Origin of the sequence: Candidatus Enterococcus wittei, assembly GCF_002140175.1 — a bacterium.
In the GTDB taxonomy this organism is placed as follows: domain Bacteria; phylum Bacillota; class Bacilli; order Lactobacillales; family Enterococcaceae; genus Enterococcus_B; species Enterococcus_B wittei.
The window spans coordinates 503,900-516,741 of sequence record NZ_NGMO01000003.1; the positions used below are offsets into that span (position 1 = coordinate 503,900).

Annotated in this window: 11 protein-coding genes and 1 pseudogene; 2 read left to right on the forward strand and 10 right to left on the reverse strand. The window is 36.7% G+C overall.

Going from position 1 to position 12,842, the window contains the following annotated elements; translation table 11 throughout:
• Nucleotides 1–396: 396 nt before the first annotated feature.
• Nucleotides 397–756: a DUF1827 family protein gene (locus tag A5844_RS10085; RefSeq protein WP_086285055.1), complete on the reverse strand. Its 360-nt coding sequence runs from the start codon at nt 754–756 to the stop codon at nt 397–399.
• Nucleotides 757–944: 188 nt separating this feature from the next.
• Between A5844_RS10085 and A5844_RS10090 the strand changes: the two genes are divergently transcribed.
• Nucleotides 945–1,835, forward strand: coding sequence for an ArsR/SmtB family transcription factor (locus A5844_RS10090; protein ID WP_086285056.1), 891 nt, complete (start codon nt 945–947; stop codon nt 1,833–1,835).
• Nucleotides 1,836–2,527: 692 nt separating this feature from the next.
• On the opposite strand, the gene nadE is transcribed toward A5844_RS10090, so the two are convergent.
• From nadE to A5844_RS10105, 3 genes are all read right to left on the reverse strand, one after another.
• Nucleotides 2,528–3,355 carry an NAD(+) synthase gene (nadE, locus tag A5844_RS10095; protein WP_086285057.1) on the reverse strand — a complete coding sequence of 276 codons (828 nt, stop codon included), beginning with the start codon at nt 3,353–3,355 and terminating at the stop codon, nt 2,528–2,530.
• Nucleotides 3,352–4,839 (reverse strand): nicotinate phosphoribosyltransferase, encoded by a 1,488-nt coding sequence (locus tag A5844_RS10100; protein ID WP_086285058.1) that lies wholly within the window; start codon nt 4,837–4,839, stop codon nt 3,352–3,354. The genes nadE and A5844_RS10100 overlap by 4 nt, the downstream gene beginning before the upstream one ends.
• A gap of 309 nt (nt 4,840–5,148) precedes the next feature.
• Entirely contained in the window at nt 5,149–5,508 is a 360-nt protein-coding gene (locus tag A5844_RS10105) for a DUF1827 family protein (protein ID WP_086285055.1), read from the reverse strand.
• A 194-nt stretch (nt 5,509–5,702) separates the two neighbouring features.
• On the opposite strand from A5844_RS10105, the gene A5844_RS10110 reads away from it, so the two are divergent.
• Nucleotides 5,703–6,455 carry a MerR family transcriptional regulator gene (locus A5844_RS10110; RefSeq protein WP_086285059.1) on the forward strand — a complete coding sequence of 251 codons (753 nt, stop codon included), beginning with the start codon at nt 5,703–5,705 and terminating at the stop codon, nt 6,453–6,455.
• Nucleotides 6,456–6,655: 200 nt separating this feature from the next.
• Here the strand turns inward: A5844_RS10110 and A5844_RS10115 are convergent, their stop codons facing one another.
• The 6 genes and pseudogenes from A5844_RS10115 to groES form a co-directional block, all read right to left on the reverse strand.
• Nucleotides 6,656–8,062, reverse strand: a complete 1,407-nt coding sequence (locus tag A5844_RS10115; protein ID WP_086285060.1) for a PTS sugar transporter subunit IIC — start codon at nt 8,060–8,062, stop codon at nt 6,656–6,658.
• Between the two features lie 493 nt (nt 8,063–8,555).
• Nucleotides 8,556–9,428: an RNA-guided endonuclease InsQ/TnpB family protein gene (locus tag A5844_RS10120; protein WP_256924549.1), complete on the reverse strand. Its 873-nt coding sequence runs from the start codon at nt 9,426–9,428 to the stop codon at nt 8,556–8,558.
• A complete protein-coding gene (locus A5844_RS14665) occupies nt 9,382–9,684 on the reverse strand; it encodes a helix-turn-helix domain-containing protein (protein WP_244610803.1) in 303 nt (100 codons plus the stop codon). Before A5844_RS14665 ends, A5844_RS10120 begins: the two co-directional genes overlap by 47 nt.
• A pseudogene (locus A5844_RS10125) lies at nt 9,647–10,284 on the reverse strand (IS607 family transposase). The gene A5844_RS14665 and the pseudogene A5844_RS10125 overlap by 38 nt, the downstream one beginning before the upstream one ends.
• A gap of 341 nt (nt 10,285–10,625) precedes the next feature.
• Entirely contained in the window at nt 10,626–12,251 is a 1,626-nt protein-coding gene (gene groL, locus A5844_RS10130; protein WP_086285061.1) for a chaperonin GroEL, read from the reverse strand.
• A gap of 38 nt (nt 12,252–12,289) precedes the next feature.
• Complete coding sequence (groES, locus tag A5844_RS10135; RefSeq protein WP_086285062.1) at nt 12,290–12,574, reverse strand: co-chaperone GroES; 285 nt, start codon at nt 12,572–12,574, stop codon at nt 12,290–12,292.
• Nucleotides 12,575–12,842: the final 268 nt, after the last annotated feature.

Sequence of the window (12,842 nt, forward strand, 5' to 3'; positions counted from 1 at the left end):
GCCTAGTTCCCAGTAGGTCTGCATCATGTTGATTTGGTAAAGATCAGTATGCAGTGTCAAACTGTCATCTGAGTAAATTGTAGTCATCTTCTTCTTACTCCTCTTAGCAAGTTTTCATTTCCTATCCATTATAACAAAAAATAGCATGAGTAAAAGAAAACTTGTTCTATTTACTGAAAAAGCAGCGAAAAACAACAGGAAATTTGCTAGTTGCATTCGCTTTTTTCATTTTAATAGAGGATGTGACAAACACCTATGAGCACCGATACACTCCTGTTTGTCTACAAACCTCTTCATCATTCACTGAGTAGCAATATAAAATATAAGAACCAGTGGATTGTTCACTAGTAGGAACAATCCACTGGTTCGAGCTCATTTGTATTTTTTCAACAGTATCTATGAACTGACAACTGCTGATTGTTCGATAATCACAATATCTTTATTTGGTCGCTTGAATTGGACACCGGCTCGCTCCAACTCTTGTTTTACACCAATATGAACGTTTACTGTTTCACGTTCAGCTTTAAGCACACGCTTCACTGCACAATCGATTTCTTGTTTTGTAATTTTCTTCTTCGGATTGATCATAATTACTTGGATTCGATCATATGTATCAACCAATAAGATTTGTGTTCGATCGAGAGAAAAAAATTTGTAAAATTTAATCGCTGAGTTTCTAAAAAAGAAACTGATGATTTGTGGATAAAATGTTTTGATATTTAAGTTACTGGTTATAGGTGTTTCGATTAATTTCATTGCATTCCTCTTTTCTTTTGATTTTTAATCGGTTCATCAACTAACCCTAGCAATCGTTTTCATAAAAATAAAAAACAAATTTCCCCTTTTTCTTGTATAATAGTATAACATCTGTCTCTTATACACATCATATTAATATTTATGTTAATATATAGAAGAATAATAACCCTAATCGTGAGGTGAAAGGCATGCAATTACACATTGATGAAGAATCATTACCTGTTTATGAAGCTTTAGCAAGCAAAACCAGAATCAAAATCATCCAACTTCTATCTAAAAATAAAATGAATATCAAAGAACTTGCACAAGCACTCGGTGTGAGTAGTGCAATTACAACTATGCATGTAAAAAAATTAGAAGAAGCAAACATCATCAAATCCGAAAAAATCGGTCAAAAAAAAATAGCCAGTTTACGTGTGGATAAGATCAATATCACGTTTCCAGAAAAAATATTCAATGCGTTTGATACGAAAGAAACGACGATTCCGATTGGTCACTATACTCGGTATTCCATTGAACCAACTTGTGGATTAGCAACGATCAACGATTTTATCGGTAAAGTCGATGAACCACGTTACTTTGCTGATCCTCAACGAATGGATGCTCGTATTTTGTGGTTTACTAGTGGTTTTGTTGAATATCAAACACCTAATTTCTTAAATGAGGAAGATACCTTAGAAATGTTAGAACTTTCTATGGAACTTTCTTCTGAATTTCCTTTTTCAAATGATAATTGGCCCTCTGATCTTACATTCAGTTTAAACGGGGTAGAATTAGGCAGTTGGACTAGTCCAGGAGATTTTGCCGATATTAGAGGAACGTACACTCCTGAGTGGTATCCAGATAATCTAAACCAGTACGGCCTACTTAAAACCATTCGGATCACAAAACACTTAACGAATATCAATGGCGAACCACTTTCGAATATCACGATCAATGACATCCCCCGAAATGAAGACACATGGACATTTCGACTTGAAGTAAAAGAAGATGCAAAAAATGTCGGAGGCTGTACCCTATTCGGTAAAGGCTTCGGAAATTATGACCAAGACATCAAAATGAAAGTCTATTATAGTTAAAAGAAGGTTGTGAAAAAGCCGTTTAGCTCCGAGTATTAAGACGGAACTTGGGAAAATAGTTCCTCATATTTTTTCAAGTTTCGACTTAATATCGAAAGAGCTGGCTTTTGAACACCGTTTATCAAGGTTGTGAGAGAAGGGCTCTGAGCTGAGCAGTAAGACAGAAAATTGTAAAATAGCTTTTCATATTTTGCAATTTTTGACTTAGTGTCGAAGATCACCTTCTCGAATACCGTTTATCTAGGTTGTAACAGCAGTGTCTTGAGCTGAGCAGTAAGAAAAAATCTCAGAAAATAGCTTTCTATATTTTTTGAGATTTTGGCTTACTGCCGAGGATCAGCTGATGGATCACCGTTTACTTAGTTCATGAAAGAAACGCTTTACACTTTTGACTTATGTCCAAAGTGTAGCTTCTTGAATACCATTTATTTAGGTTGTGAAAAAGCCGTTTAGCTCCGAAAGTTAAGACGAAACAGAAAGCAAAAAAGTAGTTCCTCATATTTGGCTTTTTTCCACTTAGTAAGAAAATCAACAATAAATCCCTACTCACTGATGATGTAGGAACCCTATATTTTCACTCATACTCATAATCCGGTGAAGCAACTAAACCAATAGACCATAGTAAACGAAAGTAGCCATAAAATGGTCAACTTTAGATTTACTATGGTCTTTTAAATAGTTAAAAAACTAGATTATTTCCAAAAATCATCAAAGATCGAAATGGGTAAATGACGTTTATGTTGGGTTTTATTCCACCATTGCTCGATTTTTTGTTGAGCGTCTGCGGAAACTTCTCTACCTTCCAAATAATCATCAATATCATCATAAGTCACACCTAGAGCCACTTCATCAGCCACCATCGGTTTGTTTTCTTCAAGATCAGCAGTAGGGATTTTTGTGTAGAGATGCTCAGGAGAACCCAAATCTTTAAGCAACTGCTTACCTTGTCGTTTGTTCAGACGAAACAATGGTAAGATATCTGCTCCACCATCACCAAATTTTGTAAAGAACCCTGTAATATTCTCAGCCGCATGATCCGTTCCGATAACGGCTCCTGATCGGTCTCCAGCGATAGCATATTGAGTGATCATCCGTTGACGTGCTTTGATATTTCCTTTATTGAAGTCACTGATTTCTACACCAGCTTCTTTCAAGGCTTGGGTTTGGGCATCTACTGCTGGCTTGATATTCACTCGTAGCTGAACATCTGGCTGGATAAAGTCCATAGCATCTTTGGCATCTGCTTCATCAGCTTGTTCCCCATAAGGTAAACGAACAGCAATAAATTGATAACTACTATCTTTCGTTTCTTCACGCATCTCTTCCATGGCCAATTGCGCCAAGCGCCCAGCTAACGTTGAATCTTGTCCACCACTGATTCCTAAGACGAGTGTTTTCAAAAAAGTATTTTTCTTTAAATATTCTTTCATGAAGTCGATACTAACACGAATTTCTTTTTGAGGATCAATCTCAGGTTTAACACCTAGTTCGTTGATTATTTCTTGTTGTAATCTACTCATTTTTTCTCCTCCAAATCTTCATTATACATCTCAGCTACACTTTTTTTCATGCGTTCCATCAATGCCATCTTATGATTCCAGCAATCCGTTGATAAGTCGACAGGATATTTTTGTGGATTTAGATCACGTTTATATTCTTCCCAAAGTGATTCTAAGTTCACACGAGTGTATTCTTTGATCTCTGATAATTTCGGTAATTGATAAACTAATTTTCCTTCAATAAAAATATCTTGTAAAACTGGTCGAGCGGTAAAATCACGAACTGTCTTATTAATAAACGTATGTGTCGGATGGAACATGAAAATCTCTTGTTCCTCTCGAGGATCTTCGTCCCACAAGGTCACGTAATCTCCTTCAGATTTCCCATCAAAGTTACGAGTGATCCGCCAAACTTGCTTTTTACCTGGAGTCGTTACTTTTTCAGCATTACTAGATAATTTAATAGTATCGATCATTTCACCATGTTCATCTTCGATTGAAACAAGCTTGAACACTGCACCTAAAGCCGGTTGGTCATACGCAGTAATCAGCTTTGTTCCCACGCCCCAAACATCGATTTTTGCTTTTTGCATTTTTAAGTTCAGAATTGTTGCTTCATCTAAATCATTGGAAGCATAGATTTTTGCTTCCGTAAAACCAGCTGCATCCAACTGTTCTCGTACTCGTTTAGAAATGTATGCCATATCGCCACTGTCGATACGTACCCCTTGGAAATTAATTGCATCCCCAAGTTCCTTGGCAACTCTAATTGCACTTGGTACTCCAGATTTTAAGGTATCATAAGTGTCCACTAAAAAAACGCAATCCTTATGTGTTTTAGCATACGCCATAAATGCCTCATAGTCATTTCCATAAGCTTGAACAAGCGAATGTGCATGTGTCCCGCTTGCAGGAATGCCAAAAATTTTGCCAGCACGGACATTACTTGTAGCATCAGCACCACCAATATAAGCTGCACGTGTTCCCCAAATGGCTGCATCCAATTCTTGTGCGCGTCTCGTTCCAAACTCCAATAAAGGATCTTCTCCGATTACTGATTTGATTCTAGCAGCCTTTGTTGCAATCAATGTTTGGAAATTGACCATATTCAAAAGAGCTGTTTCCACTAATTGACAATGAGCTAACGGACCTTCTACTTGAATCAAAGGCTCGTTGGCAAATACAAGCTCTCCTTCTCGAGCAGAACGAACAGTTGCTTTAAATTCAAACTCACGCAAATACGTCAAAAAACCTTCAGGATAAACAGCCATTTCACGAAGGTACGCAATATCACTATCACTAAATCTTAGATTTTCCAAATAATCCACTAAACGCTCTAAGCCTGCAAATACTGCATAGCCATGATTAAAAGGCATATCTCGGAAATAGCATTCAAAAACAGCATGTTGATCAGCTCTGCCTAGTTCCCAGTAGGTCTGCATCATGTTGATTTGGTAAAGATCAGTATGCAGTGTCAAACTGTCATCTGAGTAAATTGTAGTCATCTTCTTCTTACTCCTCTTAGCAAGTTTTCATTTCCTATCCATTATAACAAAAAATAGCATGAGTAAAAGAAAACTTGTTCTATTTACTGAAAAAGCAGCGAAAAACAACAGGAAATTTGCTAGTTGCATTCGCTTTTTTCATTTTAATAGAGGATGTGACAAACACCTATGAGCACCGATACACTCCTGTTTGTCTACAAACCTCTTCATCATTCACTGAGTAGCAATATAAAATATAAGAACCAGTGGATTGTTCACTAGTAGGAACAATCCACTGGTTCGAGCTCATTTGTATTTTTTCAACAGTATCTATGAACTGACAACTGCTGATTGTTCGATAATCACAATATCTTTATTTGGTCGCTTGAATTGGACACCGGCTCGCTCCAACTCTTGTTTTACACCAATATGAACGTTTACTGTTTCACGTTCAGCTTTAAGCACACGCTTCACTGCACAATCGATTTCTTGTTTTGTAATTTTCTTCTTCGGATTGATCATAATTACTTGGATTCGATCATATGTATCAACCAATAAGATTTGTGTTCGATCGAGAGAAAAAAATTTGTAAAATTTAATCGCTGAGTTTCTAAAAAAGAAACTGATGATTTGTGGATAAAATGTTTTGATATTTAAGTTACTGGTTATAGGTGTTTCGATTAATTTCATTGCATTCCTCTTTTCTTTTGATTTTTAATCGGTTCATCAACTAACCCTAGCAATCGTTTTCATAAAAATAAAAAACAAATTTCCCCTTTTTCTTGTATAATAGTATAACATAGAATTATTAAAAAAAAAAATTCGATTTTTCTTGACCTTCTCGTTACGTTAAGGAGTATGCTGAATTTGTCAGGAGGGAAAAAATGGAATATACAATAAAAAAAATCGCACAATTATCTGGTGTCAGTACGCGGACACTTCGATTTTACGATGAGATTGACTTGCTAAAACCAAATCGCACAAATTCTGCTGGCTATCGAATTTACGGTTCACAAGAAATCGATCGCCTACAACATATCTTATTTTATCGATCTCTTGGATTCCCACTAAATCAGATTCGTGAATTATTAGATGATCCTAATTTCGATCAACAACGTGCATTAATGGAACATCAAAAAATGTTAGTGGAAAAGCGAGCACAAATCGATGCCCTCTTGACAACTGTCCAACAAACGTTGGCACAATATGAAGGAGGAGAAAAAATGACTGATCAAGAAAAATTTGAAGGTTTCAAGAAACAAAAAATCGTAGAAAATGAAGAAAAATACGGACAAGAAATTCGTCAAAAGTATGGTGAAGCAGCTGTCAATGATTCTATGAAGAAGTGGCAGAATATGAGCCAAGAAACCTTTGAAGAAATGAATGCTACTGAACAACTACTTCTGTCTGATTTAACTTCTTATTTAGCTGACCCTTCCAACCAAGAATTGGCAGAAAAGATCTTTCAAACCCATAAGAAGTGGTTATCCTACAGTTGGCCAAATTATCAGGCCCAAGCACACAAAGAGCTAGGAACACTTTATGTATCCGATGCACGTTTTACTGATTACTATGATTCACGAAGTGGTAAAGGTGCCACCGTTGCTTTGAATAAAATCATTCAAGAAAATGCATAGTAAAAAGTGAGTATATATTGTTTTATAGAACACAGTACAAGCCAATAAATCTCCGTTTTTCCTATTTTAGAGATTCATTGGCTTGTTTTTTTCTGCATACTTTTCTTTAGGCATCTCTATTTTATTTTTACGCATAAATAGAAATTCTGTGACTCTATTTTATCTTTTATCCTATTTATTCTTTATAATTAGTTTTTTATTTATTCCTCTGGTTCACCCATATTAGGATCTAAACGATTGGATGCTAATATGAAAGGTGCCCAGATTGCTGCAGCCACAATCAAATTAACAATTGTCAAAACAATTGCACGCCAGTCTCCAGCCGTTGCTAAGAATCCACTTATTATCGTTGGCATTACCCAAATCACATTCACGACAACTGGGCGAACAAGTCCTGCCATTGTAGCAAAGTAAGCAATTGTTGCAGTTGCTAGTGGAGCCAAAATAAATGGAATCATCAGTAAGGGATTTAGCACTACAGGTAACCCAAACATCACTGGCTCATTGATATTGAATATTCCAGGAGCAATCCCTAATTTCCCCACAGTTTTATAATCTGCACGTTTAGAGAAAATAATGATCATAACAATCAGTACTAATGTCACACCTGCTCCGCCAGGCCACACAAAAGCTTCAAAAGAACCTGCTACCCATTTAAAAGGAATCGGTTCGTTATTTTGAAAAGCATTCGTGTTTTCCACCATTGCTGTTCCGTATAATGTTTGTAAAACAGGTGACATGATATTCGTACCATGAAGACCGAAAAACCATAAAACATGAACGAGTAAAACAATAATAAAGACTGCACCATACCCTTGAGATAAGTTCATCAAGGGCCTTTGAATCGCTTCAGAGATCCAATCAATTAAGGGCACACCAGCTGCTTGTCTGAATATATAGTTGATCATACCAACAATATATAATGAAACAACCGCTGGAATAATCGCTGCAAATGCTCTAGCAACTGCTGGTGGAACTGAATCAGGCATTTTGATGATGATTTTTTTATGCATCAAGATTGAAAAGAGAATAACTGAAATAAAACCAAAAATCATTGCAGTAAATAAACCTGAACCACCCATGTACTTTCCAAAATTGAAATATCCCCATGCACCCATAGATAATGTTTGTCCACCTGCTGCACCATCAGCGATAGTCCCACCTGCTGTTGTAATCATCTCTACTGCTTCTTGTGGCAACTTTTCTGGCAAAGACAAAACCGCAGTAGCTGCATCTGGCAATCCAATGATAAATGCCACTAACGAAACAATACTACCTGATATCGGATCCACTTCGTATGCCTTTGCTAAATTCGCTCCAAGTGATAAAGCAAAAACAATTGCCATAATCGCCAGTGTCCCATTCCAAATCAGTCCATTGATACCAATCATTGGTGTAAAGAAAGTTGTAATCGCATTTCCTTCACCCAGATAGGTATTGGGAAAATCACGCATAAATGCATTGAGCAAAACAGCAATCGCCCCAGCCATTGTTGCTGGCATAGTCCCGATAAATGCATCACGTAAAGCGACCAAATGTTTTTCAGAACCGATTTTTGTAGCAACTGGTAACACATACTTCTCCATCCATTCCATCAATTTTTTCATTTTTTCCCTCCTAAAATTTTTCATCCAACATCCGCCGTGAATACGCATACATTATAATGTTATTATCAATATAGCATACATTTTGTATTCTGCCTATAATAAATTTAAATACTAACGGAAAGAATGTCTGAAAGAAATCGAAAAATTTTTTTAACTGCTTTGGGAGATAGCAAAAATTGTTGTCGTGAAATTCACCCATCAAAGCAGCTTCTTCCAGTACGAAAATGTAGCCTACATCTCAGAGAAAATATTTTTTGCACAGCTAGAGAATCTTCACTCTCATATCAATTGATTGGTGCACTCCGTTGCCAAAAATCTATAAATATTTCTAACCAACTATAAAAGTTGTCAGATTTATGTTTATTTCCTGTTTCTACATGTCCGATTTTGCCACTTGCTCGCTACTCTCGTTTGCTTTAACACTCCGCAGGCGTTAATTCGGATACAACGAATCCTACATATCTACGTTTCTGTTTCAGTAGAAGCTCGTAGATTAATCAATATAACTCGCTAAATTTAGACTTGCATTATAATCTCTATCCGCTGTATATCCGCATTCTTCACAATGATAGGTGCGATCAGACAATTTCAAATCTACTTTCTTATATCCACATTCGTGGCATAGTTTTGAGCTTGGATAGAACTTATCTGCTTCTACTAATTCAATGCCATAGTCTTCACATTTATACTGTAGTTGGCGTTTGAACTCATAGAATTTTTGTTGTGCGACTGATTTAGTTAAATGCTTATTTTTCATCATTCCCTTTACATTCAATGTTTCGACAACGATTTTCGATGGTTTGGTTTTCACTATCTCCGTTGTTGTTTGATGGATGTGGTTCTGACGAATATTTCCAAGTTTTCGATGGGTATGCCGAATTTCTTTTTCTAATTTATAGATGTTACATGTTTTGACAAATCGAGTTCCCTCCTTGTTCATCTCGTATTTTCGAGAGACTTTACGCTGTAACCGACGTAATCGTTTCTCAATCTTTCTTACTTTGCCTGTTTTGTTAATATTTTTGTAGACTTTACCATTAGATACAATCGCTAAGTCTTTGATACCAAGGTCAATCCCCAGTATTTCTCCTGTTAAGTTCTGTGTTGGTTGCACTTCATCAATACCAACTGAAACATACCAATACTTCCCATCAAAACTAATTCGTGGATTAGAATACTTTGTATTCATTGGGATTTGTTCACTAGTTTTTACCCAACCGATTTTTTCAAGTAAAACGGCTTTTGACTTCACTTTCAGCTTGATGTTGTCATTATAAAAAGCTGGTTTCGACTTCTTTCTTGACTTGAATCGTGGTTTTTTAGCCCTTAAACGACTTTTGCCCGTCAAACCATTTTTTATAGACATCACAAGCATCTTTAACTGCTTGTTTGGCAATATTATTTGACACGTGGTTCAACCAAGCGTACTTAGGACGCTTTTTCATCTTAGTGATATGTTTTCGCAAATTATTGTTGGCTATAAATTTACCACTGAACCTATGGTTCATTTCTTGCATTTTCAATGTCCAGTTAAAAATCCATCGAGCAGTCCCAGCCGATTGCCATAGTTGTTTCTCTTGTTCCTCAGTCGGGCGTAGCCTTACTTTCTTGGCTCGTATCATCTTCCATCAACTCCTTAATCATTTTCTTCGCCTTATTCGCTCGTTTTCCTTGTAAACGGCAACTAAATACGGTGACAATCTGAATTAAGTCCTCAACTAGTTCTTGCTCTTCAGTCTTTTCCGTATTGTCTATTATTTCGATTCTCGTGCCATATTTATTACAAAGATTTTCGATAAGCTCATAACCAAAACGAATTAATCGGTCTTTATATAGAATGACTACCCTTTCGATTTCTCCGTTGGTAATTCTATCTATCAATTGATTTAAGCCTTTTTTATTGTAGTTAATCCCACTTCCAATATCTCGAATAATCTCGAATTGGTAACCTCGTGCAATCATGTAGGTTTTTACATTCTCAATCTGACGTTCTAAGTCATCTTTTTGTTTGAACTTACTCTACAATAACCAATAGTTATTCGTTTCGGTTTCTTTCTTCCAGCGATTCCTAAAAATTGATTTCGTTGTTCTTCAGAATAATAACGAGTACCACCTTGTGAAACATGGGCAGGTTTCAATTCCCCTTTTTTATCCCAGTTTCTCAAGGTTTGTGGCGTTACGCCTATTTGTTTTCCAAATTCTCCTATTGAATACATAGTCATAGTTTTCACCTCAATAGGAGTATACAAAAAATCGCTAATATAGCCTATATTTTTATAGATATTTATATATTTGTTTTAACTATTGTTACCCTCCTTTGTCTCTATCAGTTTTGCGAATATGTAATTTAGTAAATTTATGATCATTAGCAAAATTTACAAACATAAAAAACTAGTTTACTAACTATGATGCCCATAGATTCCTCTATCAGTCCGATTTGATAAAGAGTCTAGGATAGCCAGATAGATTCATCCAATATAATATTTTGAGATCATCTCTTACATACCTATTTTCAGGAACAAAAAAAGAGAACCCTGTAAAATCAGGGTCCTCTCTTAATTTATTACATCATGCCACCCATCATTGATGGATCCATTGCTGGTGCAGCAGGTGCTGCTGGTTCAGGTTTATCTGCAACCACAGCTTCTGTGGTTAATAATAGTGCAGAAACAGATGCAGCATTTTGTAATGCAGAACGAGTTACTTTGGTTGGATCAACGATGCCGGCTTCTACCATGTTTACCCATTCGCCTGTCGCAGCATTGAATCCTGTTCCTAATTCAACATTTTTCAATTTATCAACAATGACTGATCCTTCATAACCAGCATTTTCCGCAATTTGACGGATTGGCTCTTCTAAAGCACGGGTAACAATCTTGATTCCTGTTGCTACATCGCCTTCTGCTTCAATAGCAGAAACTTTACTGATCACATTTACCAATGCAGTCCCACCACCTGAGACCATGCCTTCTTCAACAGCGGCACGTGTCGCATTCAATGCATCTTCAATGCGTAATTTCAATTCTTTTAGCTCAGTTTCAGTAGCTGCTCCGACTTTAACGACAGCTACACCACCAGCAAGTTTTGCCAAGCGTTCTTGTAATTTTTCACGGTCAAAATCTGAAGTTGTTTCAGCAATTTGGTTTTTGATCAATTGAACACGAGCATCAATCGCAGCTTTGTCGCCTGTGCCTTCAACGATTGTTGTGTTGTCTTTGTCTACAACAACTTTCGAAGCATTTCCTAAGTTTTCGATCGTTGCATCTTTCAATTCTAATCCTAAATCATCAGTGATCACTGTACCACCTGTTAACACAGCAATATCTTCAAGCATTGCTTTACGACGATCACCAAAACCTGGTGCTTTCACTGCAACCACGTTAAATGTTCCGCGAATTTTATTCAAGACAAGTGTTGGTAAAGCTTCTCCATCAACATCATCGGCAATAATCAACAATGGACGAGATTGTTGTAGGATTTGTTCTAACAATGGCAAGATATCTTGGATATTTGAGATTTTCTTGTCAGTAATCAAAAGATATGGATTTTCAAGAACAGCTTCCATCTTGTCATTATCAGTTACCATGTATTGAGATAAGTAGCCGCGGTCAAACTGCATTCCTTCTACCACATCAAGCTCTGTTTCGATTCCTTTTGATTCTTCAATCGTGATTACACCGTCGTTTCCAACTTTTTCCATTGCATCCGCAATTAAGTGTCCCACTTGTTCAGAACCAGAAGAAACAGCCGCTACTTGTGCAATTGCTTCTTTTGAATCTACTACAGTAGAAATATTGTGTAATTCTTCTACTGCTGCTTTAGTTGCCACTTCAATCCCACGGCGAATGCCTAGTGGGTTTGCACCAGCAGTAACGTTTTTCAAGCCTTCACGTACGATTGCTTGTGTCAGAACAGTGGCAGTTGTTGTACCGTCCCCAGCAATATCATTTGTTTTTGATGCGACTTCTGAAACTAATTTTGCACCCATATTTTCAAAATGGTCTTCTAATTCGATTTCTTTCGCAATTGTCACTCCGTCATTTGTAATCAATGGAGAGCCATAAGATTTTTCTAATACAACATTACGGCCTTTTGGTCCTAATGTTACTTTTACTGTATCCGCTAATTTATCTACACCACGTAACATTGCTGCACGAGCATCTTCTGCAAATTTCAATTCTTTTGCCATTTATTGTCACCTCATCGATTATTTTTTGTTTAAGTGTCTTATTCGACAATCGCCATGATATCTTTTCCAGAGACGATTAAATATTCTTTTCCTTCAAATTTAACTTCTGTACCGGCATATTTTTCAAACATCACTTGGTCGCCTACTTTCACAGTGGCAGGAACTTTTTCACCGTTTTCTAACAAACGGCCTTCCCCGACTGCTACAACTGTCCCTGTTTGTGGCTTTTCTTTAGCTGATGAAGCTAAAACAATTCCTCCCACAGTTTTTTCTTCTTCTTCCGCAACTTCGATGATGACGCGATCACCTAATGGTTTTAACACGATAAATCCCTCCGATAACTCTTTTTTGAATTCATTAGCACTCTATCACTTCGAGTGCTAACCTACATTTTTAATAATACTCATTCTCCGATTTTTTTGCAAGCTTTTTAAATCAAAGAAAAAAGTTTTTTATAAAAGGTTGTGACAGCAACGTTTTGATCCGAGCAGTAAGAAAAAAAAACACAAAATAGCTTTACATATTTTGTGCTTTTTAGGCTTAGTGCTGAGGATCAGTTGATGGAACACCGTGGTTAAGGTTGTGACAGCA